We start from the raw sequence: 26867 nt of genomic DNA on the forward strand, positions 1-26867 counted from the left end.
TCCTCGGCAGGGTATGAGGTACAGATTGTTTTGGGCTTCGGTACAGTTTTGAATGAAACCGACCATAACAGTTTGGTCAATTCAAAACTGTTATGGTCTCAATTCTATTTTTCTGAATCTGTAATTGTCCAGTCAAAACGCCTAACATGACGACCTTGAATCGGGGATCTGCCCCGGAGGATCCGGCGCGTTGCCGGCCGCGGTTTCGGGAGTCGTCATGAATCTGCTTGCGCTTGTCACTTACCTGCTGGTGATGTCCATCACCCCAGGCCCCAACAATCTGGTGCTGGCCTCGTCCGGCGTGAATTTCGGCTTTTCCCGCACGCTGCCGTCCCTGCTTGGCATGGCGCTGGGCCTGTCGCTGCAAATCGGCCTGTTGTCGCTGTTCCTGGGCGCGCTGATGTCGCTGATGGCGTCCTTGCAGCTTTACCTGGCCATCGCCGGCTGCGTTTATCTGTTGTGGCTGTCCTGGAACCTGGCCCGCGCCGGCAAGGCCAAGGCGGGCGACGCCGGCGCGCGGCCGATGGGCTTCTGGGGCGGACTGATGTTCAACTGGCTGAATCCCAAGGTGTGGCTGATGGGCTTCAACCTGGTGATGGTGTTCCTGCCGGCTCAGATGAATCCCTGGCACGCGGCCGGCGTGTTCGCCCTGGTGTCCTTCGTCACCAGCCTGCCGTGCATCGCGGCGTGGGCCGGCTCCGGCGTCGCCATCCGCCGTTTTCTGGACTCGCCGCTGCGGCTGCGAGCCTTCAATTGCGGCATGGCGGCGATGCTGGCGTTGACCGCGGTGTGGCTGCTGGCGGAGATGCTGCCGGCCCATTCGCTGGCCGCCTTGATGGTTTGAGCCCGATTTTTCCCGAGCCCGCGTTTGCGGGCTTTTTTGTTGGCGGCGTACAATAACGCCTTTGTGTTTTTCTCAGAGTCCAACCCATCATGATCCGTACCCGTTTCGCCCCCAGCCCCACCGGTTACCTGCACATCGGCGGCGTGCGCACCGCGCTGTTCTCCTGGGCTTACGCCCGCAAAAACAACGGCGTGTTCGTGCTGCGCATCGAAGACACCGATCTGGAGCGCTCCACGCCGGAATCGGTGAAGGCGATCCTGGACGGCATGCACTGGGTGGGCCTGGACTATGACGAGGGTCCGTTCTACCAGACCCATCGTTTCGACCGCTACAAGGAAGTGATCCAGCAACTGCTGGCCAGCGGCCACGCCTACCACTGCTACTGCAGCAAGGAAGAGCTGGAAGCGATGCGCGCCGAGCAGGAAGCCCGCGGCGACAAGCCGCGCTACGACCGCCGCTGGCGTCCGGAAGCCGGCAAAACCCTGCCGGCCATCCCGGAAGGCGTGCAGCCGGTGGTGCGTTTCAAGACGCCGCTCGCCGGCGCGGTGGCCTGGGACGACGCGGTCAAGGGCCGCATCGAGATCTCCAACGAAGAGCTGGACGACCTGATCATCGCCCGCCCGGACGGCAGCCCCACCTATAACTTCTGCGTGGTGGTGGACGACTGGGACATGCGGATCACCCATGTGATCCGCGGCGACGACCACGTCAACAACACCCCGCGCCAGATCAATATCCTGCAGGCGCTGAACGCGCCGCTGCCGGTGTACGGCCACCTGCCGATGATCCTGAATGAAGACGGCCAGAAGATGTCCAAGCGCCGCGACGCGGTCAGCGTGGTGGACTACGCCGACAAGGGCATTCTGCCGGAAGCACTGCTGAACTACCTGGCGCGCCTGGGCTGGGGCCACGGCGACGACGAATTCTTCAGCATGGAGCAGTTTGTCGAGTGGTTCAGCCTGGAGGCGGTGAGCCCGTCCGCCAGCCGCTTCAACCAGGAAAAATTCATGTGGCTGAACGCCCAGCACATCAAGACAGCCGACAATGGCCGGCTGGCCGAGCTGATCGCGCCGCGCCTGGCCGCCGCCAATGTCGACACCGCTAGCGGCCCGGCCATCGGCGACGTGCTGGCGCTGGTCAAGGAGCGTGTGCAGGATCTGAACGCGCTGGCGCTGGAAGTCGATTACTTCTACAAGAAGCGCGAGCCAGCCGTCGCCGACGTGGAAAAGCATCTGGCCGGCGACGCCGTCGAGCGCATGGGCCGCTTCGCCGATCGTCTGGCCGCGCTGGAAGCCTGGACCGCCGAATCCATCCACGAGCTGTTCAAGCCGTTCTGCGCAGACGAAGGCATCAAGATGGGCCAGCTGGGCATGCCGCTGCGCGTGCTGGTGTGCGGCACCACCCAGACGCCGTCGGTGGACGCGGTGCTGGCCCTGATCGGCAAGGACGAGGTGCTGCGCCGCATCCGCGGCTGATTTTCCGGAAGATCGGCATCAGCCTACCCCCGCCGTCCTGATGGGCCGCGGGGGTTTTGTTTGCCGTCAGCCGGAAGCCAGCGTGGCCAGGTAGCGCAGGCCGCTGATGCTGGGGAAGAAGCAATAGGCGCCGCCGCGGGTGTGGATCAGCCGGGGGAAGCCGGTGATGCGCTTGTTTCCGTGCCCCTTGGCGCCGGGCCGGGCGTCGGTGAAGGAGCTTTGGTCCACGTGATTGACGCCGAGGAAAACATCCTCCCCGCTGATGTTGAACACCGCGTTGCCTTGTTCCGACCCGCCGGGGCCGGTGGCCGATTTGACGAATTGGGAGTCCAGTATCCACTGGCTGGTCAAGAATTCGAACTGGTTGCTCAGGCTGGCGTTGATGAAATAGCCGACCAGGCCGCGTTTCTGCTGGTCCGGCTTGGCCGGATCGTATTCCGGGCCATAGGGCATGGCGCGGCGCACGATGCGGTGCGAGGGGCTGCCGGCGCCCACCACGCCGCCGTCGCGCGGGTTGCTGCGGCGGATGTGCGAGCCTATCGGGCACTTCAAGCCCAGGGTGTCGTCCTGCTTCGCGTCATTGCTGACATAGTGGAACGCGTTGAGCTGATCCGGCGGCAGCGTGGAGCCTTCATCGGTCGGCATCAGGGTCAGCGGGTTGCCGTTGCGCCAGCGGCCGCAGACCTTGGCTGCCAGCATTTCGGCGTCCATGCCCAACTGGCCGGCATAGGTCTGCAGGAAGCTTTCAAAGCCGGGGACATCCTGTTCCAGGATGCGGAAGGCGGCGAAGCTGCTGTTGAGGGATAGCTCCTCCGGTTGCAGCGAGTAGTAGCCGTCGCTTTCATTGAGGTAGCCGAGCAGGAACTCGCCGGTGGCCACCGATGGCTGATCGTCAGGGATGCTGCGCTTGCGCGGAGGGGCGCCGTCGATGGTGGGCTGGGCGATGCTGTCGCGGTAGCCGAAGTGCACCCGGTTGTCCGGCAGGGCCACGGCATCCTGCGCGGACAGCTCGGTCACGCCGTATTCTGCGAAGGCGCGGCGCAACGCGGCCGACGCCGATTCCAGCGGCGCCTCGCCGCCGTCCACCCACAGGCTGAGCAGCGCGTGGACCTGGCAGCCATCGTTCAGGCCGCCTATCCAGTTTTGCGGCGCGCTGTCGTCGCAATCGCCGACCTCGGCGGCGACGTCCGGATTGGTGGCGCCCTTGTAGAAAGAGGCGTCGAAGGTCTGCAGCTGGGCGTCGCTGAGCCCCAATTGGGACAAGCCGACGCGGGTGAAGCTGATGTTCAGGAAGTGGATCGGCTTTTGCTGGCCGCGCTGGGCGGTGGTGATCGGCGGGAGTCCCAGTTGTCCGTCCACCAGCTTGAGGATCAGTTCGCCTGCGCCGGCCTTGTCATCGATGCGCAGGACGAAGTGGCGGGCGCGCTCCACCCGGTAGCCGCGCAGGATGGTGCCTTGTACGTCGTCGAATGGGATGTTCATGGTCGCTCCGGGAGAAAGATGCGGCGCGCCGTTGGCTGCCGCATCGGAGACGGTGCGCAGCGTTTAGGGCAAGGAGGCCAGAATCGTCTGCACGGTGGCGTCGTAGGCTTGGTACAGGCCCTGGTTCAGATCGTGCTGGGAGGCGTCGTTCTTGGCGATGAAGGCGGTGAAGGCGGAGGTGTTGTTGGCCACCGGGATCAGCTTCTCAGCCCCGTCCACGAAGCGCAGCAAGGCATCGAATATGGGGCCGACCTCTTTCACGAAGTCCTGGATGTATTTGTCGAAGCTGCCGTCGTATTCGGTGATGACGGCGAGGACATAGGCCTTGCTGGGACTGATGCCCGGCTGCAGATTGGTGACGGCGCGGTCCAGCAGCAGGGTGCGGGCGTAGTGCACGGTGCCGATTGCGGTGAGGGCCGCGTGCAGCTTGGGTTGATTTTCCTTGACGGTGGCGGCAAGGGCGATCAGGTCCGCGTGGGGCGCCACCGGCATCAGCAGGGTAAGGGGATTGGCCATGTTTTCCTCCGCGACAGGTTTGTTGGAGGTTGAAACATAGGAAGCAGATAGTCTGTTTGATATGGTGTTGAATACGTAGCGCCCGCGTTGCGGGGCGCCGGCGGCCATTTGCCGCCGGATGCGCGGGGTTCAGCGCTTCAGCCACTGCCAGCTGGCGATGCCGGCCATGGTCATCAGCAGAGAGCCGCTGACATGCGTCGCGATGGCTGCAAGCGCCGGCTGCAACTGGCCCTGGCGCAGCAGATCCACCACTTCGGCGGAGAAGGTGGAAAAAGTGGTCAGGCCGCCGCAGAAGCCGGTGATGATCAGCAAGCGCCACAGCGGCGACAGCGCCGGCATGTCGGCGAACAGGGCCACGGCCACGCCGATGATGTAGCCGCCGATCAGGTTGGCGGCCAGCGTGCCAGGCGGCAGGGAGGGGAACAGGCTGTTCAGGCGCAGGCCGAGGAACCAGCGCAGCAGGGCGCCGGCGGCGGCGCCGATGGCGATGGCGAAAACGGATTTCCACATGGCGGCAAGGGATGAAGGGCAATGATGGCCATTGTGCATCTGCGTGGCGGGTTCGACTAGCGCGGCTTGGCGCGCGAGGGCAAAAAAAAGAGCCCCAGGGGGGCTCTGAATTGCACCTTCGCTCAGGTGATCGAGGCTCGGTCGGAGACCTGGCATCGATCATGTCCCGCTCTCGATCCCGTTGGAGATCGTGAACCGGACAAGACGCATTATCCCGATGCGCCAGCCTTTTCCGTAGCATGATTGTTGATGGCTTGTGTGACGGGGTGTAATCAAAACGGCCTGTATTTAACACTTTCGCAAAAGAATCGGCAAATAGGCCTAGCATCCCGTTTTTGCCGTTATCATGAAGTCTTTCAAACAGTCGGGAGCTAGCCTTGACGACGCCGTTGCCAGTGCTGGACACGCGCACCATCAGCATGCGCTGGGGAGACATGGATGCGGTGGGGCATCTCAATAACACGTATTATTTCCGCTACCTTGAGCAGATCCGCATCGAGTGGCTGCAGGGGATCGGATTCGGCATCGAGCCGGAGGGGATCGGTCCGGTGTTGGCCAGCACCAGCTGCGTTTACCGCAAGCAACTGACTTATCCCGCCACGCTGGACATCACCATCGAGCTGGAAAAACTGGGGCGCAGCAGCCTGAAGCTGCGCCATCATTTCTATCGCCGCGACGATCCGGGAGTGGTCTACGCCAGCGCCGAAGTGCTGCTGGTCTGGGTGGACTACAAGGCCGAGCAGTCGGTGCCTATCCCGGACGCGATCCGGGAGGCGATAGAGCGTTCGACGGCCACGGTTTGAGTCCGGTCAGGGCGCGTCCAGGTCCAGTTTTCGGCGGATCAGGTCGCGCAGCAGGAAGCGGGATGGATGGACGGCCCGCATCAGATCGGCCGGCAATGGCGCCGGCTCTCCCTCCAGCAGCGAGGCCAGGATTTCCCCCGACAGCGGCGCGGTGATCAGGCCGCGGGAGCCGTGGGCGGCGTTGACGTACAGGCCATCGGCCCACGGACATGTCTCCGCCAGCTCCAGCGTCGCGTCGCGGGCCAGCTCGCGGTAGGCGCGGACGAAGTCGCGGGCGGCCACTACCGGGCCGATCAGCGGCAGATAGTCCGGGCTGGTGCAGCGGAAGGCGGCGCGCCCTTCCAGTTGTTCCGGCGCGTCCTTTTCCAGGCTGGCGCGCAGCTCTGGCGCCAGTCCGGCCAGCATTGCCAGGTTTTCCGCATGCTCGTCGTCGTGGACGGCGAGATCGTCGGCATCGAACTTGAACGTGGCGCCCAGGCAGTGGCGGCCGCCGCGGGCGGGCGAGATGTAGCCTTCGCCGCACAGCACGGTGCGCAGCCGGCTGCTGGCCTCGCTGGCGGCGACGCTGGTGACCTGTCCCCTAATCTTTTTCAGCGGCAGATGCCGCGTGCTGTCGAACTGCGCGGTTTCCGCCGCGCCGGCCAGCACCACCACGGACGCCACCGCCAGCGGGCCGCGCTCGTCGCTTGCGGTCCAGCTGCGCTGCGAAGGGTCGTAATCCAGCGTCAGCGCGGTGCGGCCGGTCTTGACTACGATATTCGGGTGTTCGACCAGCTTGCGCACCAGCGCGGGCGGGTGCACCCAGCCGCCCTGCGGGAAAAACAGCCCGCCGGACGGCAGCGGCGTGCCGGCCAGCTCGCTGGCCGCCGCCTGGTCGAGCGGCCGCATCACGGTTTCGGGCAACTCCAGTCCGGCCAACCCCTGCTGTTTTTCCGCTTCCTTGGCGTCATGTGCCAGTTGCAGCACGCCGCAGGCTTGCCAGTCGGCGCCTTCCGGCAGCAGGCCGCGCAGCGCGCGCAGGCTGTAGGCGTAGCCGGACAGCACCAGCCGGGTCAGCGGCGTCAGGTGGGGGGAGAGCTTGGTGTACAGCACGCCCTGCGGATTGCCGGAGGCGGCGCTGGCGAGCTGGGGCATTCTTTCGATCACAGTCACCTGCCAGCCTCGTTGCGCCAGGCTGTTGGCGGTGGATGCGCCGGCTAGGCCGCCGCCGACCACGACGACGCTGCGTTCGCGCCAGCGCGGTTCGGGCCTGGCGAACCAGGGTTCCTGCCAGCCGGCGTCGGGCGGGGTGGCGATTCCGCCGTGGACGATGTGGCGCTTGTGGCCGTGGCCCGGCGCTTTTTTGACCTCGAAGCCAGCCTCGGCCAGGCCGCGCCGCACCGCGCCCGCGCTGGTGAAGGTGGCGAAGCTGGCGCCCGGCGAGGACAGGCGCGCCATCTGCTGAAACAGCGGCTGCTGCCACATGTCGGGGTTTTTGGAGGGCGCGAAACCGTCCAGGAACCAGGCGTCGACGCGCGCGTCTAGCTGCGGCAGCACGTCCAGCACGTCGCCTATCATCAGCGTCAGGGTCACCCTGCCGCCGGCTAGCACGAAGCGGTGCCAGCCCGGCGTCAGGACATCGTATTGCGCCAGCAGCGGGGTGGCGAATGCAGAGAGCTCCGGCCATAGCGCCAGCGCCTGGGCCAGGTCGGCCGGCGTCAGCGGAAATTTTTCCGCGCTGACGAAATGCAGCCTGGCGCCGGCCGGCGCGCACGCGTCGAAGCATTGCCAGGCGCAAAGGAAATTCAGCCCGGTGCCGAAGCCGGTTTCCGCGATGGTGAAGGAGCCGGACGGCCGCAGCGCGGCGAAACGTTCCTCCAGCCGGTTATGGCGAAGAAAGACGTGGCGCGTCTCTTCCAGGCCGGAGGCGCGGGAGAAATATACGTCGCCGAAAACGGCGGACATGGGCTGGCCGTCTTGCCAGACGAGTTGAGCGTGAGAGTGGGTCATTATGTGGTCTGCGCCGGCCACGGCGGGCCGGCGGGAAGGGTAGGTCGATTTGGCGCCATTGTCTCATGCCGATCAGGTGTGTCCAAGCCTGAGAGGATCATAAGGTCCAGCGCAGATTGAGGGTGGTGACCGAGGTCTTGGGGTGGTGGCTGCCCACGTTGACCCTGGGCAAGTAGCCGACCTCCAACGCGAAAGATTTGCTTCCCAGGCTGATGGTTGGGAGCGCGGCAGGGCCGTTGTGGCCCGATCCATGCAGATAGCCGGCTTGCAGGCCGATGCCGGCGAAGATCGGACCGAGGATTTCCCATTCTCGCCGCCAGCCCAGCGTGACGAAATTGGCCTCTTTGCGGAAAGAGTCGCGATAGACGCCGGCGCGGGCGTACCAGCGGCCATTATCCTGATTGCCCGCGAATGCCCATTCCAGGCCCGCGCCGGGATTGTCTTGATTGAGGTTGCAGGTGGTGCAGCCATGATGAAGCGAGGCGCCGAACAGCAGAAGCGAGAAATCCTGGGCCTGGACGGATGGGGTGGAGATGAGCAATGCGGCGGTGATCAATGAGATACGCGTCATGGCTTCCCCTTGCTGAGCGATGGTGGCTGCGTCTTTTTATTTGAACGTCATTGAGTGATTTGAGCGTAGTCAATTCCAGGCGTTTGGCAACTCTTGAAATGGCCATCGACCTCCCCAAAATGCAAGTTATCGACAGATCATCCAGGGAACCGACACCATGCGATTCGACAAGCTGACCACAAAATTCCAGCAAGCGTTGGGGGATGCCCAGAGCCTCGCCGTGGCGGGCGACAATCCTTTCATCGAGCCGCAGCACTTGCTGCTGGCGATGCTCGATGACGCTGAAGCCGGCATAGGCGGCCTGTTGGCGCGAGCCGGGGTCAATGTGCCGGCGTTGAAGGCTGGCCTCAAGTTGGCCGTCGAGCGGCTGCCGCGCGTGCAGGGCAATGGCGGCGAGATCACCGTGTCGCGGGATCTGGCCAATCTGCTCAATGTGACCGACAAGATCGCGATGAAGCTGGGCGACGATTTCATCGCCAGCGAGCTGTTCCTGTCGGCGCTGAGCCAGGACAAGAGCGAGACCGGCCGTTTGCTGAAAGAGCATGGCGGCCAGCATGCGTCGATCCAGGCGGCGATAGACGCAGTGCGGGGCGGCGAAAATGTCTCCAGCGCCGACGCCGAAGGCCAGCGCGAGGCGCTGAAGAAATACACGATGGACCTGACCGAGCGCGCCCGCCAGGGCAAGCTGGACCCGGTGATCGGCCGCGACGACGAAATCCGCCGCGCCATCCAGGTGCTGCAGCGCCGCACCAAGAACAATCCGGTGCTGATCGGCGAGCCGGGCGTGGGCAAGACCGCCATCGTCGAAGGGCTGGCGCAGCGCATCGTCAACGGCGAAGTGCCGGAAAGCCTGAAGAACAAGCGCCTCTTGGTGCTGGATCTGGCGGCGCTGATCGCCGGCGCCAAATTCCGCGGCGAGTTTGAGGAACGCCTGAAGGCGGTGCTGAACGATCTGGCCAAGGACGACGGCCAGACGCTGATCTTCATCGACGAAATCCATACCCTGGTGGGCGCTGGCAAGGCAGAGGGCGCGATGGACGCCGGCAATATGCTCAAGCCTGCGCTGGCGCGCGGCGAGCTGCACTGCATCGGCGCCACCACGCTGGACGAATACCGCAAGTACATCGAGAAGGACGCCGCGCTGGAGCGCCGCTTCCAGAAGGTGCTGGTCGGCGAGCCGTCGGTGGAGGACACCATCGCCATTCTGCGCGGCCTGCAGGAAAAGTATGAAATCCATCACGGCGTCGACATCACCGACCCGGCCATCGTCGCCGCGGCGGAGTTGTCCCAGCGCTACATCACCGACCGCTTCCTGCCGGACAAGGCGATAGACCTGATCGACGAGGCCGCGTCCAAGATCAAGATGGAGCTGGATTCCAAGCCGGAGTCGATGGACAAGCTGGACCGCCGGCTGATCCAGCTGAAGATCGAGCGCGAGGCGGTGAGGCGCGAGAGCGATGAGGCCTCGCAGAAGCGCCTGCAGCTGATCGAGGAGGAAATCGGGCGCCTGCAGCGCGAATATGCGGACCTGGAGGAAATCTGGAAGGCGGAGAAAGCCGCCGCCCAGGGCAGCCAGACCATCAAGGAGGAAATCGACCGCCTCAAGGTGGAGATGGAAGACCTCAAGCGCAAGGGCGACTGGCAGAAGCTGGCGGAACTGCAGTACGGCAGGCTGCCCAAGCTGGAAGCCAGCCTGAAGGACGCTGAAGCCGCCGGCAGCGGCGAGCAGGCCAAGCCCAACCGCCTGCTGCGCACCCAGGTGGGGGCGGAGGAGATCGCCGAGGTGGTCAGCCGCGCCACCGGCATCCCGGTGTCCAAGATGCTGACCGGCGAGCGCGAGAAACTGCTGCATATGGAAGATGTGCTGCACCAGCGGGTGGTGGGGCAGGATGAGGCGGTGACCGCGGTGGCCGACGCGATCCGCCGCTCGCGCTCGGGCCTCGCCGATCCGAACAAGCCTTACGGATCCTTCCTGTTCCTGGGGCCGACCGGCGTCGGCAAGACCGAGCTGTGCAAGACGCTGGCGGGGTTCCTGTTCGACAGCGAAGACCACCTGATCCGCATCGACATGTCCGAGTACATGGAGAAGCATTCGGTGGCGAGGCTGATCGGCGCGCCGCCGGGATATGTCGGCTACGAGGAGGGCGGCTACCTCACCGAGCAGGTGCGCCGCAAGCCGTATAGCGTGATCCTGCTGGACGAGGTGGAGAAGGCGCATCCGGATGTGTTCAACGTGTTGCTGCAGGTGTTGGACGACGGCCGCCTGACCGATGGCCAGGGGCGCACCGTGGATTTCAAGAACACCGTGATCGTGATGACGTCCAATATCGGCAGCCAGCAGATCCAGGCGATGGCCACCGACGACTACCAGGTGATCAAGCTGGCCGTGATGGCGGAGGTGAAAACCCAGTTCCGGCCTGAGTTCGTCAATCGTATCGACGAGGTGGTGGTGTTCCATGCGCTGGACGAGAAGCATATCCAGTCCATCGCCCGCATCCAGCTGAAAGGCCTGGAGGCGCGGCTGGCCAAGCTGGAGCTGAATCTGCAGATCAGCGGCGAGGCGCTGGCGCTGCTGTCCGAGGTCGGTTTCGACCCGGTCTACGGCGCGCGGCCGTTGAAACGGGCGATACAGGCGGAGCTGGAGAATCCGTTGGCCAAGGCCATTCTGGCCGGCAAGTACCCGCCGAAGTCCACGGTGATGGTGGAGGCGCGCGAGGGACGGCTGGCTTTTGATTGAGCCTTGTTCCGCTCTCCTTCCGGGGTATGAAGAAACGGCCGCTTGCGCAAGCGGCCGTTTTGCATGGCGGAGCGTCGGGCTCAGCCGGCGCGCGCCGGGTGCAGGAAGCAGCCGGGCAGGTGGTCGTTGACCACGCCGCAGGCCTGCAGATAGGCGTAGATCACCGTGCTGCCGACGAAATTCATGCCGGCTTTCTTCAGCGCTTTGCTGATGAGGTCGGACAGTTCGGTGCTGGCCGGCACCCGCTCGTCGCCGCGGCGCCGCAGGATGGGTTTGCCGTCCACGTGCGCCCATAGCCAGTCGGCAAAGCTGCCGTGCTCCTGCTGCATCCGCAGAAACACCTTGGCGTTGCGGATGGCGCTATGGATTTTCAGCCGGTTGCGGACAATGGCTGGATTCTGCATCAGCCGCTCCACGTCGTCGTCGGTCATCGCCGCCACTTTTTCCGGATGGAAGCCGTGGAAGGCGGCGCGGTAGCCTTCGCGTTTTTTCAGGATGGTGATCCAAGACAGCCCGGCCTGCGCGCCTTCCAGAATCAGCATCTCGAACAGCTTGCGGTCGTCGCGTTCGGGGCGGCCCCATTCCTCGTCGTGGTAGGCGACGTATAGCGGATCGTCGCCGCACCAGGGGCAGCGTTGGGTCTCGTTCATGGCGTATGCAGCAGGATGTCGATCTTGAGGCCGGTTTTCTGGATGCCGCGCCGCGACGACAGGCCTATCACCAGCGGATTGCACAGATTGGCCTGCAGCGCGCCGAGCGCGGGGTGGGATTCGCGCTGCTGGTCCAGCGGGCGGTATAGCATCAGCAGGATGGCGGCGTCCTGCGGCTCCTGGAGCTGGAGCTGCGCGACCTCCTCATCCGACAGCTCGATCTGGAAGCGCACGCCCAGCCTCTCGGGCAGCGCCAGGCTGAAAGTGATGCCGGGATCGTCCAGCGATTGCAGCCAGTACATTTGCGGCACCGGGTGGGTGATGTCGTGGAACAGCTTGAAGCGGGTGCAGTTTTCCAGCGCGGGAATGCCCTGCGGGAAAGTGATGACGGTGGTTTCATCAACCTCGACGTTGCCGAGCTGGTTGGAATCGAAGCGCATGGCGTTCTCCTGTGCGGAAGTGGGTTCCGTCGGGAATGATACCCGAGCGCGGTCCTTGCCGCGACGGCGCGCTCAGGCCCCGCTTGTGCTGGCAAATTTGTCAGCCTATACATGGTATTGCGTTACGTGACATTACGCGAATGTCTTAAATCTAGAGTTATAGACAGGGCCGTTTTTCGCGTGTCGTCTCGCGGTTTTCACGCAGCGTTCATCTATCGGCAAGGCGGCATGCCCGGCGTCCGGCGCTCCGGGTCCGGCCCGTCTGGAAGGGGCAACGTGGCATGGACCTGAAACCGAAGCGCTTCCTGATACTTGATGATCAGCTGGTGCTGCGCAAGCTGATTTCGCGGCAGGCCAGCTTCTTCAGCCGGTTCGCCGTGGAGATAGATGAGTTCAGCGACCCGGCCGAAGCGCTGCGCAGCATCGGCGAGGGCGGCTACCACCTGGTGATCACCGATATCGGCATGCCCGGCATGAACGGGATCGATTTCATCAAAAACGTGGCGCGGCTGGGGTATCAGTCCGCGCTGCTCATCATTTCCGGCTATGACGGCAAAACCCTGCAGACCATAGCCGACATGTCGATCAACCTGGGCATCGGCTGCACGCGCTTTCTGTCCAAACCTTACTCCGCCGATGCCTTCGTCTCCTCGCTCAACAGCATATTCAACGAGATGGAGCGCAGCGAGGTGCCGCTGATCGACGATATCGCCCAGTTGCTGGCCGAGCTGGGCGGGGAGAGTTTTCGGATGGAATTCGCGCCTGTGCGTTCCTTGTCCAGCCATAAGCTGGCGTCCTTTTCCCTGCGCGCGCTGCGGTTGCCTGATGGCAGAAGGCTGGCGTTCGACCGCCTGCTGGCCTTGCTGGCGGGGAGAAGGATGGCGTCAGCCGCCCTGCTGGAAATCGTGGTGGAGCGCACGGCGCGCCTGCTGCAGCACATTCGCCTCTCCGCGGGCATCGATGATTGCCGGGTGGATATCCGGATCGATGAGGCCTGCCTGTGCGCCGACAATGTGTTCGACCGTTGCTTCATGGCGTTGCAGCAATACGAGGTCTCGCCAGCCTGTCTGGGGTTCGAGCTGGCCGACGGGCTGAACCGGCGTTCCGACGCCGTGTGCTTCGAGAATATCTCCAAGATCAAGTATCTGGGTTTCCACCTGCTGGCGGACGGGTTCGGCCAGGGTTCGCTGACGGTCAGCAACCTGATGCGTTTGCCTTTCGATCAGGTCAACGTGCCGCTGGAGGCGCTGCAGTGGATGAAGGCGCTGTTGGGAGAGGACCCCGGCGCCTTCCGCCTGTTGAAGTCTTTCGGCCTGGGGCAGACGCCGGTGTGCGCCACCGGTCTGGAGGATGAGGAGGACATCGCGTTGGCGCAGGCCATGGGGTGCGGCTTGGGAGCAGGCGACGCGGTGTCGATGATCGTGCCGGAGGATGAGTTGCCGTTGGAGGTGGCCGCCGTGCAGGAGGGCAGCCCCGCGCTCATCGGCAGTCCGATGGAGGGCGCGCGATGAGCTCTGTCGACCTGGCCCGACTGCGCATCATGATCGTAGACGATCAGACCTTGGTCCGGTCGCTGATTTCCCAGGCTCTGCAGAGCATGGGCATCAAGCAGGACCGCATCTTCCAGGCCGCGGACGGCACCACGGCCATGCGTCTCTTGGATATCCGGGGCGTGGACATCGTGTTGTGCGATGTGCAGATGCAGCCGATGAATGGCATGGATCTGCTCAAGGAGCTGCGGTGCGGCCATACGGCCAATGCGTCCAATCTCCCCTTCGTCTTCCTGTCCGGGCACGCGGATCGAACCAATGTGGTGCTCGCCAGCCAGCTGCATGCCGACGGCTTCGTCGTGAAGCCGCCTAAGCCGGCGGAAGTGGAGAAATCGATACAGGTGGCGATGAGCCGAAACCGGCCTGAGATCGATCCGTTCAGCTACTACCATGTCGCCACCGGCACGGAGTACGACAAGAAGGTATTCGGCCGGCTGTTCGAGACCCGCGCGCCGGTTTCCCAGGACGAGCCGGCGGAGAAATGCCTGTCGCTGGACACGGTCAAGCCCGGCTCGGTGCTGGCCCGCGATCTGCGCAGCAAGGCCGGACACCTGTTGCTGCCCCGCGGCGCCAGCATTTCGGCCAACCAGTTGAACGTGCTGCGCGATTTCAGCGAGCGTTACGGCGTCGCGCTGATTTATGTCGCGAACAGCGATGAGGCGGCAGCCAATCCATCCGTTGCGAGGCATTAGGCATGCAGTGGTCGAGACGCAGCCAAACTCAGGCGATGGCGATTGGCCGCAGCGTGCTGGCCATCGTGGTGCTGCTCGGCCTGTTGCAGGCTGGCGTGGTGGCGGTGCTGCAGTTCTCCGCCTGGAATGCCTATCAGCAGTCCGAGCTGCTGGTGCATTTGAACCAGGATGCTTACGGGCTGCGCAATTTCGCCAATCTGCAGCTCAAGGAGAGCGGCCTGCTGATGGAGGGGCTGCTGGAGAAGCGCCCGGACGAAGCTCAATTGAGCAGCCTGGCGCGGCAAGTGGATGAAGATTTCCTGACGCTTCTCACCGCCTGGCATGGCCAGGACGAGGCGCGCTCGGCCGGGCGTCTTGAACAGTTGAGACAGTCGATCAAGCAGTTCCAGCAGTTGCGGGTGTCAACGCGGCAGGCGATGAAGGGCGTCGCCGACGGGAGGGAGGCTCAACTCGTCAAGCTGTACGAAGGTACCCGCGATGTGCAGCAGCAGACGCAATTGCTGCTGGACGAGGTGGTGGCGAGCATGGCCTCCGGCGGGGAATACCGCATCAGCAATCTGGTCTGGCTGCGGCAGGACGCGGCGATGCTGGGCTACTGGCTGCATTCCAGCGCGCAGGCGCTGGTGCTGCGTTCGAGCCTGAGGAGCCGGCTGGACAGGCGGACCGAGCTGGAACTGGCCCAAGGCCTGAGCGCCAGCCTCTTGTTGCTCGGGCGGGCGCAGTCGCTGCTGGGCAGCATAGGCGATGCCGAGTTGTCGCGCCGGTTCGGGGAGCTGGCCATGCAGGCGAACCGCCTGCAACTGCTGACCCAGTTGCAACTTGAGCAAGTGGACGGTCGCCTGCAATTCAGCCAGGCCACGGATTATCGGCGGAATCTGCTGCAGCTGTCCGGCTCGCTGGACAAGATCTGGGGGGCCATCGGCGAGCGGGCGCAGCGCACGCTGCAGGACAACCGTTCCCATTACCGGAATACCCTGCTGCGGGAAGGAGCGTTCGGGCTGGCGATGCTGGCGATGCTGGCTTTCCTGTTTCATGTGGTGGTGCGCAAGGTGCTCAAGCCGCTGGACTTTCTGCAGCGCATGCTGGACGTGTCGGGCGACGCGATGCTGGTGATCGACCATAACGGAGTGATCGACATGGCCAACGAGGGCGCGGGGCGCATGTTCGGTTATCCCATGGATGCCTTGATCGGCACCCCTGCCCGGCAGTTGTTCGTGGTGGACGACGAGTTGCTGTCGGTGCTGGCCGCGTTGGAGGTGCAGGCGGGCCGGACGATGCCGGTGGAGGGCATGGGCAGCAGCGGCGAGCGCTTTCACGCGATGTTGAGCGTGGGGCGCTTCCAGGAGGGCAACCGGCCGCTCGACATCCTGATCGTGCGCGACGAGCATAAGCGGCGGTTGGCGGAGAACTCGCTGGAGCGCAGCGTCGCCCTGCTGTCCGTGATCTCGGAGATCGAGGCGATGCTGTTGTCGCGGGCCGAGCGCGGCGACGTATTCCAGAGGCTGCATGATACCTTCCTCGAATTCACCAGTTCCGAGCAGTGCCTGCTGGTGGCCTGGACGGTGAGGGAGGATGGCGACGAGGGGCTGCAGCCCCAGGCCGGTGATTGGCCTGCCTTTCTGCCGCTGCCGCAGCAACTGTCCCAGACGGAAGTGCCGCTGGCGGCGCTGTTCCGCAGCCTGACCGCCCAGCCCTCCTGGGTGTCGCTGCCGGTGATGCTGGGCGGCGAAGCGTCGGCCGGCGTATGCCTGCTGCGGCCCACCTTGTCGCAGCTGGGCATCAGCATCCTGCCTTTGCTGGGCGCCTACGCCAATATATTGGGCTTTTACGCAGAAGAGGACCGGCGCAAGCTGTCGGAAGCCCAGCTGCGCGCGGTGCTGCAAGAGGAGGAGGCGGTGTATTCGGCGTCGCCGGTGGGCCTGCTGCGTTTGAACGAGCATTTCCAGATCACTCGCGCCAACCTCACGGCCGAGAGCATATTCGACGTCGGCGACGAATACGGCCTCTCGGGCATGCACTTGATGGAGCTGCTGGCTTCCGAGCATGGCTGGTATGAGCTGGCGGAGCAAATGTCCAAGATGCAGCAGGACAATGCCCGCATCCATTGCGAACTGGAGTGCCTGACCGGCACCGGGCGGCCGATCTGGGTATTGTTCGAGGGACAGTTGCTGTTCCCGGACGCCAACGAGTCGGTGATCATCCTGGCCTGCCTGGACATCACCGAGCGCAAGATGGCCGAGTTCGAGCTGAGGATGGCCCGCGACCAGGCCAACGCGGCCAACCGCGCCAAGAGCGCCTTTCTCGCCACGATGAGCCACGAGATCCGCACGCCGATGAATGGCGTGCTGGGCATGCTGGAGCTGCTGGCGATGACCCGGCTGGACGCCGAGCAAAGCGACACCGTCGCCACCATCCAGGATTCCGCCAATACCTTGCTGCGGCTGATCGACGATATCCTGGACTTCTCCAAGATAGAGGCGGACAGGCTGGAAATCGTGCCCGCGCGCACCGCGATCCGACCGTTCATGGACAGCGTGCGCAGCCTCTATCACGAGAACGCCAGCAAGAAGGGGCTGGAGCTGGCGCTGACGCTGGACGACAAGCTGGCGCCGACGCTGGTCATCGACCCGCTGCGGGTGCGGCAGATCCTGCAGAATTTCATCAGCAACGCCATCAAGTTCACCTCCAGCGGGCGGGTGGATATCCGAGTCAAGGTCATGGATACGGTGTCCAACTACCAGGTGCTTAGCTTCGAGGTGGAGGACACCGGCATCGGCATGTCGCAGGAGCAGTTGAGCAAGCTGTTTCAGCCGTTCACCCAGGCCGACTCCGAAACCACCCGCCGTTTCGGCGGCACCGGTCTGGGCCTGGCGATCTGCCGGCGTCTGGCCGGTTTGATGGGCGGACATGTGGAAATGGAAAGCGAGCAGGGCAAGGGCAGTTGCGCCCGGCTGTTGATGGAGGTGGAGTGGCTGGCCGAGTTGGTGGAGCCGGTGCTGCTGCCCGAGCAACGCGTGCCGTTGGTGGAGGCCGTGGTCGCCGCGGCGCAGGCCGACAAGGAAATCGGAGCGGGCTGCGGATTGTTTCCCATTTTGTTCGCCGAGGACAACCCCACCAATCGCAAGCTGACGTTGAAGCAACTGGAGAAGCTGGGTTATCCGGCGGACTGGGCCGAGGATGGCGACCGCGCTTTCAGCAAGTGGCTGTCTGGGCGCTATTCGCTGATCCTGACCGACTGCCACATGCCCGGCATCGACGGTTACCAGTTGGCGAGGCTGGTGCGCGCGCATGAGGAGTCCCACCCCGAGCGCGGCCGCATTCCCATCGTCGCCTGCACCGCCAATGCGGCAAAGGAAGAGGTGGACAAGACGCGCGAGGCGGGCATGGACGATTTCCTGACCAAGCCGCTGTCCATCCTGGATTTGGAAGCTACGCTGCGCAAATGGATGAGCGCCTCTCTGGAGCAGCCTCTTCCCGCGGCCGATGTCGCGCCGCCCGCCCTCGAGAGCAAGGAGGAGGCCGGGAAGGAGCCGTCGCCTGACGGCTCGGGCATTCCCGTCGATCGCAGCGTGCTCGAGGTGTACAGCAACGGCGAACTGAGCGTGGAGCTGGAGATCCTGCGCGAATTCCAGACCGGCAATAATGAGGATGTGGCCGAGCTGCGCGCGGGAATGGAGGCGGAGGACGCCGAGCGCGTCGGTTTTTCCGCCCACCGCATCAAGGGCGCCAGCCGCATGGTGGGAGCCAACGGCATGGGCGACGCCGCCGAGGCGGTGGAGAAGGCGGGCAAGGCGCGCGACCTGGAGCTGGCCCGGAAAAAAATGGCATTCCTTGAAGAGCAACTGGCGGTATTCGACCATTGGCTGGCCAGCCAGAACGAGACCATGGCCGAGTAGGACCCGCCCGCCGTTTGGCCGGTTCATCCCGTCCAGGCTTGGCCAGGCTGCGGGGCCGGCTTAGAATCCGCCTTCATGAACCAAGCCCAACCGCTTTATCCGCTGATCGAGCAGGCGCTGCTGTGTCCGGTCGTGGACGACAAGCTGGCGCTGGCGGAGCGCTTGCGCCGAGACTGGCGCGGCGGCCTGCTGGCTCGGGTCGCGTCTCCCGCCGCCTATGCCTTGCCGCAGCCTGGCCGGCCGCTGCGCCCGGAGCTGGTGCATCCGGCGCGCGTGCCCAGGCGCAGCCTAGCCACCCGCAACGGACACGGGGCCTTGCTGCATGCGATCGCCCACATTGAGTTCAACGCGGTCAATCTGGCGCTGGATGCCGCCTGGCGTTTTCGCGATATGCCGGATGAGTTCGTCGACGACTGGCTGACGGTGGCGGCGGAGGAGGCCGGGCATTTCCGCCTGCTGCAGGGGCGCTTGGCCGAACTGGGTTTCGCCTACGGCGATTTTCCGGCACATGACGGCCTGTGGGGCATGTGCTGCAGGACCGATCACGACGCGATGGTCAGGATGGCGCTGGTGCCCAGAGTGCTGGAGGCGCGGGGATTAGACGTGACGCCGGGCATCCAGCGCCGGCTGGCTGGCATCGGCGACCACGCCAGCGTCGCGGTGCTGGATGTGATTTTGCGCGACGAAGTCGGCCATGTGATGATAGGCAACCGCTGGTTCGTCCGGTTGTGCTGCGAACGCGGCCTGGAACCGCAAGCCACTTTCCGTGGTCTGTTGGAGCAGCACGCGATGCAACTGCATCCCGGCGACTATAATCTGTCCGCCCGCGCCGAGGCCGGCTTCTTCGCCGACGAGCTGGAAGCGCTGGCGCGGCTGACCGAATCCGTCTCCGACAGCCGTTGAATCTCACCGAAGCAGGTATTCATGATCAAGCTGTTCCAACGCATGCGCGACAACCGCAGGCTGGCCGTCGCCACGCTGCTGCTGTCCACCCTGATATTCATGCTGGCCTCCGCGTTCTGGCGCGGCGGGGCGGCCGAGGGCGCGCTGGCCGCGCTGCTGTGCCCGTTGCTGCTGTTGTTGGCGCTGGCGGGGCAGTTAAGTTCGCTATTGGCTCTTTTACAAAAACCACGAAAATGAAACGGCTTTTAAAAACAGCGGCTTAAAGTTGTCAGGATGCGTCGGGCGGGCTTGACGCTGTCCTTTCGGCCGCGCATAATCGCGACCGGATAAAATTCAAAACAGGCTCCGCTATGGTGCGGGGCCTGTCGTTTTTTGCACTTGCGGAGTGTCTGCATAATGGAGCACCAGGTATTCCTGCGTCAGCTGGAAGCCAATGCGCTGCCTGCGTCGGATTTCAATCATCGAGCCCACCTGTACGCAGCCTGGGGTTATCGCCGGGAATACCCGGCTCCCGAAGCGGCCGCGCGCTGCGCGCATGCGCTGTCGCGTTTCGCGATGGCCAATGGCGCGGCCACCAAGTACAACCATACGTTGACGATGGCGCTGCTGGCCATCGCGTACAGCCGCGTCGAATCCTGCCCCTCGCTGATGGAGGACTGGCCGGCCTTCCTCGACCGCTGCAGCGATCTGGCCTGCGACGCCCGCGCCGTGCTGGAGCAATACTATTCCGCGGAGCGTCTGCAGACGGACTCCGCGCGCAAGGCCTTCGTCAAGCCGGACAGGGAGCCGCTGCCGGTTTCCTGTCTGCTCAACTGATACACCGAGAATTCTCCACGCAATGATCAAAGCACCCGAACTCTTGCTGCCCGCCGGCACGCTGGACAAGATGCGCGCCGCCTATGATTTCGGCGCCGACGCCGTGTACGCCGGCCAGCCGCGCTACAGCCTGCGCGCCCGCAACAATGACTTCAAGCTGGAAGAGCTGAAGCAGGGCATAGACGAGGCCCACGCGCGCGGCAAGCTGTTCTTCGTCGCCAGCAACATCCTGCCGCACAACAGCAAGATCAAAACCTATATGGCCGACATGGAGCCGGTCATCGCGATGAAGCCGGACGCGCTGATCATGGCCGATCCGGGCCTGATCATGATGGTTCGCGAAAAATGGCCGGAAGTGCCGATTCACCTGTCGGTGCAGGCCAATACCGTCAACTACATGGGCGTCAAGTTCTGGCAGAAGCTGGGCGTGTCGCGCATCATCCTGTCGCGCGAGCTGAGCCTGGACGAGATCGCGGAAATCCGCCAGGAATGCCCGGACATGGAGCTGGAAGTGTTCGTGCACGGCGCCTTGTGCATCGCCTATTCGGGTCGCTGCCTGCTGTCCGGCTACTTCAACCACCGCGATCCGAACCAGGGCACCTGTACCAATGCCTGCCGCTGGGATTACAAGATGCACGACACCGAGGGCGATGCCGCCGGCGATGTGCAGGTGATCCAGTTCGACTTCAACAAGGCGATGGAAGAGGCCAACCAGAGCTTCTCGTCCTGCGGCAGCCAACAGCGCCATCCGCTGGCCGACAAGACCTATCTGATCGAAGAGGGCAGCCGTCCGGGCGAATTGATGCCCATCATCGAGGACGAGCACGGCACTTACATCATGAACTCCAAGGACCTGCGCGCCGTCGAGCAGGTGGAGAAGCTGGTCAAGATCGGCGTGGACTCGCTGAAGATCGAGGGCCGCACCAAGAGCCTGTACTACGTGGCGCGCGCCGCGCAGGTGTATCGCAAGGCCATCGACGACGCCGTCGCCGGCCGCCCGTTCGACCTGGGCCTGCTGGCCGATCTGGACGGCCTGGCCAACCGCGGCTACACGCCGGGCTTCCTGGAGCGCCATCAGAGCCAGGACTACCAGAACTACCTGACCGGCCACTCCAAGGCCAAGCAGAGCCAGTATGTCGGCGACGTGATCGAGGTGGACGCCGATGGCTGGGCGCTGATCGAGGTGAAGAACCGCTTTGGCGTCGGCGACAAGCTGGAAGTGATCCATCCGTCCGGCAACCGCGTGATCGAGCTGGCCGAGATGACCCGCAACGGCGAGGCGGTGCAGGTCGCGCCGGGCAACGGCATGCAGGTGCGCATCCCGGGGTTGGCCGGTTACGACGGCAAGGCGCTGATCACCCGGCTGCTGTAAGCGCGGCCCGCTCCGCGTCTTCGCAAAAGGCTGCCCTTGGCAGCCTTTTTGCTTTGCATGAGAGCTGAGGGCAAGGCTGGTGTTGCGCGATTTCCACGCGGCTGGCAGGCGGTTTTGTTTTTAATGCCATCGTCCTGAGTGGCCTGCTGGCAAGGAGGAAATGGATGCCCGTCAGAGTCGGCTTACGCTGGCAGAGCGACGACGGATGGGGCCTGTGCGCAACTGGCGTTGCCGTTTACTTTTTGCGGGCTTGCGCGTATCCGGGAATATGGTTAAAAAGTAGTGACATAAATATGAATGCGTTGATTTTATTAAACGCATCAATAGCAGTACGGAGACCAAGAGAGGAAACGATGATGCCCGCCGCCTGTCGCTGTCCAGTAGACTTCGCGCTTTTCAGCAATCCTTCCCGTCCGTTCGCGGAAGCCCCGCGCGCCGGTCCGCCTTCCCGTTCCTTCCCGCTCAGCTGAATCCATACCATCCGTTTGCCGTTTTACATGCTGTAACGCCGAGATCATTGCGGCCATGGCCGCAGGGTATATGTTGGCATTATGCCGCCTCGCGTCTGCGGCGGCTTGCCGGCGGGCGACAGCATGGAACGCAGTCATCCGAAGTTCCGCCGCTTGGCGTGGTCGACCAGCATCAGGCAGTCCGTATCGACGCGCGCCGCCGCGTCGGGATCGCCGCAGGCCGCTCCGGGACGGGGACGTTTATGGTCGTGCTACTTTAGGAAGCCTGTCATGAAGAAGAAACTGGTTCGCAACGCGCTGTATTCGCTGCTGTTACTGCTGCCGGCCGCCGGCGCGCTGGCGGCGGACAAGGTGCTCAACGTCTACAACTGGTCCGACTACATCGCCAAGACCACCATCCCGGGCTTCGAGAAGCAGACCGGGGTCAAGGTGAAATACGATGTCTATGACAGCGACGACACCTTGCAGGCCAAGATGCTGACCGGCCGCGCCGGCTACGACATCGTGGTGCCCACCTCCAACTTCATGGCCAAGCAGATCGAGGCCGGCATCTACCAGAAGCTGGACAAGTCCAAAATCCCCAATCTGTCCCATCTGGACAAGGCGCTGATGGCCAAGATCGTCGACGCCGATCCCGGCAACGCCCATGGCGTGCCCTGGGCCTACGGCACCGACGGCCTGGGCTACAACTACACCAAGGTCAAGGCGCTGCTGGGCGCCGGCGCGCCGCTGGATAGCTGGGACATCCTGTTCGATCCCAAATACGTGTCCAAGCTGAAGGGCTGCGGCGTGTCGGTGCTGGATCAGGCCAACGATGTGTTCGCCGTCACGCTGCACCATCTGGGCAAGGATCCGAACAGCAAGAACCCGGCCGACTACCAGGCGGCGTTCGAGGCCTTGAAGAAGATCCGCCCCTACATCACCCAGTTCAACTCTTCCGGCTACATCAACGATCTGGCCAACGGCGACATCTGTCTGGCGCTGGGCTGGTCCGGCGACGTCAACATCGCCAAGCACCGCGCCGCGGAAGCCAAGCGCTCCTATCAGCTGGGCTACGTGATCCCAAAGTCCGGCGCGCCGATCTGGTTCGACGTGATGGTGATCCCGAAAGACGCGCCGCATCCGGAGGAGGCGCACAAGTGGATCAACTACATCGAGACGCCCGAGGTGAACGCCGAGATCACCAACGAGGTGTTCTATCCCACCGTCAACGCGGCGGCCCGCAAGTTCGTCAAGCCTGAGATCGCCAACGATCCCACCATCTATCCGCCGGAGCCGGTGATGAAGACGCTGTTCCTGCTCAAGCCGCTGCCGCCGGACATCATGCGGCTGCAGAACCGGCTGTGGACCCAGCTGAAGACCGGCCGCTGAGCCAGCCCGGGGCCGGACGGGTTCAGGCCCGGCCTTTCATCGCATAAGCACAATCGTCCGCCGCCCGGGTGTTCCGGGACGGCCGGACAGCTGTGGAACATCGGCCGCCTATCCTGGCGGACGACGGGCATCGGCGCGCGCCGCCGATGGGGATGCAACGCTTTGACGCCGCGGGCGTCGTGGTGCCGCCATGAAACTACCGGATCTGAAACGCTGTCTGCCGACGGGCAGGGGGGCCGCGATAGGCGTGCCCTTCCTGTTCCTGTTCGTGTTCTTCCTGCTGCCCTTCCTGCTGGTGGTGGGCATCAGCTTCTCCCAGCAGCAGCTGGGCATTCCGCCGTACACGCCGCTGGTCAAGTTTGAAAACGACGTGGTCGGCATCGCGCTCAACATCGGCCACTACAAGTTCATGCTGAGCGACGATCTGTACTTCGCCACCTACATCAGCTCGGTGAAGATGGCCTTCGTCTCCACCGTGCTGTGCCTGCTGATCGGCTACCCGATGGCCTATTACATCGCCCGGGCCGAGGGTGCGGCGCGCAATACGCTGATGATGATGGTGATGCTGCCGTTCTGGACCTCCTACCTGATCCGCGTCTACGCCTGGATCGGCATCCTGAAGAACGATGGCTTCCTCAACCAGTTCCTGCTGTGGCTGGGGGCGATCGACAGCCCGCTGCACCTGTACCACACCAACTGGGGCGTCTACATCGGCATGGTGTTTTCCTACCTGCCGTTCATGATCATGCCGCTATACGCCCACCTGGTGAAGATGGACCTGACGCTGCTGGAGGCCGCCTACGATCTGGGCGCCAAGCCGTGGCGCGCCTTCTGGCAGGTGACGCTGCCCTTGTCGAAGAACGGCATCATCGCCGGCAGCCTGCTGGTGTTCATTCCGGCGGTGGGCGAGTACGTGATTCCGGAGCTGCTGGGCGGCTCGGACACGCTGATGATAGGCCGGGTGATGTGGGACGAGTTCTTCAACAATATGGACTGGCCGATGGCGGCCACCGTCACCTGCTGCATGGTCGTGCTGCTGTTGGTGCCGATGGCGTTGTTCCAGCATTACCAGGTCAAGAGCATGGAGGAGGCGCGATGATCAAGCCGAGCAAACCCTTGTCTTTCCTGGTGCTGGGGCTGGGCTACGCCTTCCTCTACCTGCCCATCGCGCTGCTGGTGATCTATTCGTTCAACGAATCCAAGTTGGTGACGGTATGGTCCGGCTTCTCCACCAAGTGGTACGCGGCGCTGCTGGACGACGACGAGCTGATCAGCGCCGCCTGGCTCAGCCTGAAGATCGCGCTGATGACGGCTACGGCGTCGGTGGTGATGGGCACCTGGGCCGGCTTCGTGCTGGGGCGCTTCGGCCGCTTCCGGCTGTTCGCGCTGTTCACCGGCATGGTCAACGCGCCGCTGGTGATTCCGGAAGTGATCCAGGGCATCTCGCTGCTGCTTTTGTTCGTGGCGATGGAGCAGAGCTTCGGCTGGCCGGAGGGGCGCGGCGTGTTCACCATCTGGATAGGCCACGTGATGCTGTGCGTGTCCTACGTCACCATCGTGGTGCAGTCGCGGGTGAGGGAGCTGAACCTGTCGCTGGAGGAAGCGGCGATGGATCTGGGCGCGCGGCCGCTGAAGGTGTTCTTCGTCATCACGCTGCCCCTGATCTCGCAGGCGCTGGTATCGGGCTGGCTGCTGTCGTTCACCTTGTCGCTGGACGATCTGGTGCTGACGGCCTTCCTGTCCGGCCCGGGTTCCACCACGCTGCCGATGGTGATCTTCTCCCGCGTGCGGCTGGGCCTGAATCCGGAAATGAACGCGCTGGCCACCTTGTTCATCGTGCTGGTGTCGCTGGGCGTGGTGGCGGCCAACATCTATATGAGCGCGATGACGCGCAAGCGGGAAAAGGAGATGCGCTTGGCCTTCGCCAATAGTTGACAACGGTGGGCGATGCGGCCCGAAGCCAGGGCTGCGCCTGCCGTGCCGGGCGGTTGCGGATGGAAACAACGACAAGCAGTGCGGCACAAGGAGAAACGAAGATGAAGAGGTTACTGATCAGCGCGGCGATCGCGGCCCTGCCGGGCATGGCGATGGCCGACGCCAAGGCGGATGAGATCGTCAGGTTGAAGTCGCAGATGCAGAAGCTGCAGCAGCAGATGGCGGAACTGCAAAAGGCGGTGGAGGCGGCGACGGCGTCCACTTCCACTGCCGGCCAGAAGGATGCGGCCGCAGCCGGGGGAGAGGACGCCAACACCGAGCTGAAAGAGCGGGTGGCGAATATGGAGCTGAAGGTGGACAAGCTCAACACGGCATCCACCGACGGGCCGTTGGCTGGCCTCAGCGTCACCGGCTATCTCGACCCCACCTATGTCTACAACCGCAACAACAACAGCTCCGGCTTCCAGTTCCTGAACCACCAGAACGTCTACGCCTACAGCAACAGCACCTTCGGCGACGTCTACCTGGACATCAAGAAAACCTTCGGCGTCGGCCCCACCGCGCCTAGCGCCGAAATCAGCATCATGCCCAACCGCGGCAGCGGCAACACGCTGCTGGACGGCGGCAGCGGCAACAATATCGTCAACACCGCGGTGATCAACTTCCCGCTGACCGACACCTGGACCTTCAACGCCGGGCTGATGAACAGCTTCGGGGGCTACGAGGTGCAGCAGTCCAACCAGATGCTGACGCTGACCCACGGCTTGCTGTACGACTTCAGCGACCCGGGCAGCTACGTCGGCGCCGGCTTCAACTGGAGCCACGACGTGTGGGCATGGAAGTTCCTGCTGGCCAACGAGCAATACCGCACCCATGCCAACCTGGCCAATACCGGCAGCAATGCCGCCACCGGCAATCCGCAGGTGAAGAGCAACAACACGCCCACCTTCACCGCGCGCGTCGATTACACCTGGAGCAGCGCGCTGGACCTGGGCTTGTCGTTCAACGCCGGCCGGCAGACCTTGCTGACCAGCGCCGGCCAGTCAGCTAATCCGGTTCCCGCGACCAACGGCTGCCTGGCGGGCAACGTCGGCTTCGGCTACCAGTGCGTGTCCGCCGACCCTTACTCCAAGTACTTCTTCACCGAGGCCGACGCCAGCTACACCCTGGGCGACATCCAGTACAATGCCGAGCTGGACTACGGCCAGCAGCAGAAAGCGGCTTGGAATGGCGGTTCGGCTCAGTGGTATGGCGTGTCGCTGCTGGGCCACCGCAAGTGGATGACGGAGTCGTTGGGCAAGATGGGCGCCACGCTGCGCTACGACTACCTGAACAACAGCAAGAACGGCGGCGGCGGCGGCGGAGTGGCATTGGGGGCGGGCGGCTATGACGGCGTCAACGGCTTCGGCGTCGACCCGGCCTGCGTGGCCAGCGGCGCCACCGATTGCAAGGGCGCCAACCGCATGGCGCTGACCGCCGACCTGCTGTTCTTCCCGACCGACCAGTTCACGCTGAAGTTCGAGTACCGGCACGACTGGGCCAGCCAGGCGGTGTTCCAGCGCAACGACGGCAGCATGAAGAAAGGCAACGACATGCTGGGAGCGCAGGCGGTCTATACCTTCTAAACGGTTTGCCTCCCATAGGCAGCGGCGTCGCCCGCTGCCTTTTTATTTGCTCCACGCTGCGCCGAATGCCTTTATCATTGTCCTTTTCCCATGCCGGCCGGCGCGTTTTATCCGGCGAAAATAGCCGGCTCATGCCGTATGGGATCAAATGATGGTCGATTCCAGCCGGATCGGGCGGGGCCAAGCATTGCCCGCATCGACGCGGGCGCATACAATCAAA

22 protein-coding genes are annotated in these 26867 nt (G+C 63.9%); 15 read left to right on the forward strand and 7 right to left on the reverse strand.

The features are described from left to right. Window positions 1–217: 217 nt before the first annotated feature. Together VL52_RS04710 and gltX are read left to right on the forward strand one after the other, a co-directional pair. Window positions 218–844: a LysE family translocator gene (locus VL52_RS04710; RefSeq protein ID WP_046155948.1), complete on the forward strand. Its 627-nt coding sequence runs from the start codon at window positions 218–220 to the stop codon at window positions 842–844. Between the two features lie 86 nt (window positions 845–930). Further along, window positions 931–2319 carry a glutamate--tRNA ligase gene (gltX, locus tag VL52_RS04715; RefSeq protein ID WP_200895953.1) on the forward strand — a complete coding sequence of 463 codons (1389 nt, stop codon included), beginning with the start codon at window positions 931–933 and terminating at the stop codon, window positions 2317–2319. A gap of 66 nt (window positions 2320–2385) precedes the next feature. Here the strand turns inward: gltX and VL52_RS04720 are convergent, their stop codons facing one another. The 3 genes from VL52_RS04720 to crcB all read right to left on the reverse strand — a co-directional run bounded on the left by VL52_RS04720 (window position 2386) and on the right by crcB (window position 4827). Next, window positions 2386–3801, reverse strand: a complete 1416-nt coding sequence (locus tag VL52_RS04720) for a Dyp-type peroxidase (protein WP_046155950.1) — start codon at window positions 3799–3801, stop codon at window positions 2386–2388. Window positions 3802–3864: 63 nt separating this feature from the next. Then, window positions 3865–4317 carry a hypothetical protein gene (locus VL52_RS23105; RefSeq protein WP_052729148.1) on the reverse strand — a complete coding sequence of 151 codons (453 nt, stop codon included), beginning with the start codon at window positions 4315–4317 and terminating at the stop codon, window positions 3865–3867. A 129-nt stretch (window positions 4318–4446) separates the two neighbouring features. Continuing rightward, window positions 4447–4827, reverse strand: a complete 381-nt coding sequence (gene crcB / locus VL52_RS04730; RefSeq protein WP_046155951.1) for a fluoride efflux transporter CrcB — start codon at window positions 4825–4827, stop codon at window positions 4447–4449. 377 nt (window positions 4828–5204) lie between these two features. Between crcB and VL52_RS04735 the strand changes: the two genes are divergently transcribed. Beyond that, window positions 5205–5630 carry an acyl-CoA thioesterase gene (locus tag VL52_RS04735; RefSeq protein WP_235429208.1) on the forward strand — a complete coding sequence of 142 codons (426 nt, stop codon included), beginning with the start codon at window positions 5205–5207 and terminating at the stop codon, window positions 5628–5630. A gap of 6 nt (window positions 5631–5636) precedes the next feature. Here the strand turns inward: VL52_RS04735 and mnmC are convergent, their stop codons facing one another. After that, complete coding sequence (gene mnmC, locus VL52_RS04740; RefSeq protein ID WP_046155952.1) at window positions 5637–7619, reverse strand: bifunctional tRNA (5-methylaminomethyl-2-thiouridine)(34)-methyltransferase MnmC2/FAD-dependent 5-carboxymethylaminomethyl-2-thiouridine(34) oxidoreductase MnmC1; 1983 nt, start codon at window positions 7617–7619, stop codon at window positions 5637–5639. Window positions 7620–7716: 97 nt separating this feature from the next. Next, window positions 7717–8190, reverse strand: coding sequence for a hypothetical protein (locus tag VL52_RS04745; protein ID WP_046155953.1), 474 nt, complete (start codon window positions 8188–8190; stop codon window positions 7717–7719). Between the two features lie 157 nt (window positions 8191–8347). Between VL52_RS04745 and clpB the strand changes: the two genes are divergently transcribed. Continuing rightward, complete coding sequence (gene clpB, locus VL52_RS04750; RefSeq protein ID WP_046155954.1) at window positions 8348–10927, forward strand: ATP-dependent chaperone ClpB; 2580 nt, start codon at window positions 8348–8350, stop codon at window positions 10925–10927. A gap of 80 nt (window positions 10928–11007) precedes the next feature. Here clpB and VL52_RS04755 read toward each other — a convergent pair whose 3' ends face one another. Then, window positions 11008–11577, reverse strand: coding sequence for a DNA-3-methyladenine glycosylase I (locus tag VL52_RS04755; RefSeq protein WP_046155955.1), 570 nt, complete (start codon window positions 11575–11577; stop codon window positions 11008–11010). Next, window positions 11574–12017 carry a flagellar assembly protein FliW gene (gene fliW / locus VL52_RS04760; protein WP_046155956.1) on the reverse strand — a complete coding sequence of 148 codons (444 nt, stop codon included), beginning with the start codon at window positions 12015–12017 and terminating at the stop codon, window positions 11574–11576. The genes VL52_RS04755 and fliW overlap by 4 nt, the downstream gene beginning before the upstream one ends. 281 nt (window positions 12018–12298) lie before the next feature. Between fliW and VL52_RS04765 the strand changes: the two genes are divergently transcribed. The 11 genes from VL52_RS04765 to VL52_RS04815 all read left to right on the forward strand — a co-directional run bounded on the left by VL52_RS04765 (window position 12299) and on the right by VL52_RS04815 (window position 26647). After that, window positions 12299–13528 carry an EAL domain-containing response regulator gene (locus VL52_RS04765; RefSeq protein WP_046155957.1) on the forward strand — a complete coding sequence of 410 codons (1230 nt, stop codon included), beginning with the start codon at window positions 12299–12301 and terminating at the stop codon, window positions 13526–13528. Next, window positions 13525–14259: a response regulator gene (locus tag VL52_RS04770; protein WP_021477931.1), complete on the forward strand. Its 735-nt coding sequence runs from the start codon at window positions 13525–13527 to the stop codon at window positions 14257–14259. Before VL52_RS04765 ends, VL52_RS04770 begins: the two co-directional genes overlap by 4 nt. Before the next feature lie 2 nt (window positions 14260–14261). Beyond that, window positions 14262–18155, forward strand: a complete 3894-nt coding sequence (locus tag VL52_RS23110; RefSeq protein WP_082113631.1) for an ATP-binding protein — start codon at window positions 14262–14264, stop codon at window positions 18153–18155. A gap of 75 nt (window positions 18156–18230) precedes the next feature. Next, window positions 18231–19058, forward strand: coding sequence for a ferritin-like domain-containing protein (locus tag VL52_RS04780; protein ID WP_046155958.1), 828 nt, complete (start codon window positions 18231–18233; stop codon window positions 19056–19058). A gap of 21 nt (window positions 19059–19079) precedes the next feature. Beyond that, window positions 19080–19295: a hypothetical protein gene (locus VL52_RS04785; protein WP_046155959.1), complete on the forward strand. Its 216-nt coding sequence runs from the start codon at window positions 19080–19082 to the stop codon at window positions 19293–19295. Between the two features lie 159 nt (window positions 19296–19454). Continuing rightward, window positions 19455–19874 carry a hypothetical protein gene (locus tag VL52_RS04790; protein WP_021477935.1) on the forward strand — a complete coding sequence of 140 codons (420 nt, stop codon included), beginning with the start codon at window positions 19455–19457 and terminating at the stop codon, window positions 19872–19874. A 25-nt stretch (window positions 19875–19899) separates the two neighbouring features. Continuing rightward, on the forward strand, window positions 19900–21246 hold the full coding sequence (gene trhP / locus VL52_RS04795; RefSeq protein ID WP_046155985.1) for a prephenate-dependent tRNA uridine(34) hydroxylase TrhP: 1347 nt from the start codon (window positions 19900–19902) through the stop codon (window positions 21244–21246). Window positions 21247–21986: 740 nt separating this feature from the next. Continuing rightward, entirely contained in the window at window positions 21987–23087 is a 1101-nt protein-coding gene (locus VL52_RS04800; protein ID WP_021477937.1) for a polyamine ABC transporter substrate-binding protein, read from the forward strand. Window positions 23088–23277: 190 nt separating this feature from the next. Further along, window positions 23278–24186: an ABC transporter permease subunit gene (locus VL52_RS04805; protein WP_046155960.1), complete on the forward strand. Its 909-nt coding sequence runs from the start codon at window positions 23278–23280 to the stop codon at window positions 24184–24186. Next, window positions 24183–25022, forward strand: coding sequence for an ABC transporter permease subunit (locus VL52_RS04810; protein ID WP_021477939.1), 840 nt, complete (start codon window positions 24183–24185; stop codon window positions 25020–25022). The genes VL52_RS04805 and VL52_RS04810 overlap by 4 nt, the downstream gene beginning before the upstream one ends. 101 nt (window positions 25023–25123) lie before the next feature. After that, window positions 25124–26647: a DUF3138 family protein gene (locus VL52_RS04815; RefSeq protein ID WP_046155961.1), complete on the forward strand. Its 1524-nt coding sequence runs from the start codon at window positions 25124–25126 to the stop codon at window positions 26645–26647. Window positions 26648–26867: the final 220 nt, after the last annotated feature.

The organism is Chromobacterium vaccinii (assembly GCF_000971335.1).
Lineage (GTDB): Bacteria > Pseudomonadota > Gammaproteobacteria > Burkholderiales > Chromobacteriaceae > Chromobacterium > Chromobacterium vaccinii.

Excerpts from the sequence above, each read along its gene's own strand:
- mnmC (WP_046155952.1), bottom strand. The coding sequence starts at position 7,619 with ATGACCCACTCTCACGCTCAACTCGTCTGGCAAGACGGCCAGCCCATG.
- VL52_RS04720 (WP_046155950.1), bottom strand. The coding sequence starts at position 3,801 with ATGAACATCCCATTCGACGACGTACAAGGCACCATCCTGCGCGGCTAC.
- VL52_RS04780 (WP_046155958.1), top strand. The coding sequence starts at position 18,231 with ATGAACCAAGCCCAACCGCTTTATCCGCTGATCGAGCAGGCGCTGCTG.
- VL52_RS23105 (WP_052729148.1), bottom strand. The coding sequence starts at position 4,317 with ATGGCCAATCCCCTTACCCTGCTGATGCCGGTGGCGCCCCACGCGGAC.
- VL52_RS04810 (WP_021477939.1), top strand. The coding sequence starts at position 24,183 with ATGATCAAGCCGAGCAAACCCTTGTCTTTCCTGGTGCTGGGGCTGGGC.
- VL52_RS04745 (WP_046155953.1), bottom strand. The coding sequence starts at position 8,190 with ATGACGCGTATCTCATTGATCACCGCCGCATTGCTCATCTCCACCCCA.
- VL52_RS04815 (WP_046155961.1), top strand. The coding sequence starts at position 25,124 with ATGAAGAGGTTACTGATCAGCGCGGCGATCGCGGCCCTGCCGGGCATG.
- crcB (WP_046155951.1), bottom strand. The coding sequence starts at position 4,827 with ATGTGGAAATCCGTTTTCGCCATCGCCATCGGCGCCGCCGCCGGCGCC.
- VL52_RS04800 (WP_021477937.1), top strand. The coding sequence starts at position 21,987 with ATGAAGAAGAAACTGGTTCGCAACGCGCTGTATTCGCTGCTGTTACTG.
- VL52_RS04805 (WP_046155960.1), top strand. The coding sequence starts at position 23,278 with ATGAAACTACCGGATCTGAAACGCTGTCTGCCGACGGGCAGGGGGGCC.
- clpB (WP_046155954.1), top strand. The coding sequence starts at position 8,348 with ATGCGATTCGACAAGCTGACCACAAAATTCCAGCAAGCGTTGGGGGAT.
- VL52_RS04790 (WP_021477935.1), top strand. The coding sequence starts at position 19,455 with ATGGAGCACCAGGTATTCCTGCGTCAGCTGGAAGCCAATGCGCTGCCT.
- VL52_RS04765 (WP_046155957.1), top strand. The coding sequence starts at position 12,299 with ATGGACCTGAAACCGAAGCGCTTCCTGATACTTGATGATCAGCTGGTG.
- fliW (WP_046155956.1), bottom strand. The coding sequence starts at position 12,017 with ATGCGCTTCGATTCCAACCAGCTCGGCAACGTCGAGGTTGATGAAACC.
- VL52_RS04710 (WP_046155948.1), top strand. The coding sequence starts at position 218 with ATGAATCTGCTTGCGCTTGTCACTTACCTGCTGGTGATGTCCATCACC.
- VL52_RS23110 (WP_082113631.1), top strand. The coding sequence starts at position 14,262 with ATGCAGTGGTCGAGACGCAGCCAAACTCAGGCGATGGCGATTGGCCGC.
- VL52_RS04755 (WP_046155955.1), bottom strand. The coding sequence starts at position 11,577 with ATGAACGAGACCCAACGCTGCCCCTGGTGCGGCGACGATCCGCTATAC.
- VL52_RS04785 (WP_046155959.1), top strand. The coding sequence starts at position 19,080 with ATGATCAAGCTGTTCCAACGCATGCGCGACAACCGCAGGCTGGCCGTC.
- VL52_RS04770 (WP_021477931.1), top strand. The coding sequence starts at position 13,525 with ATGAGCTCTGTCGACCTGGCCCGACTGCGCATCATGATCGTAGACGAT.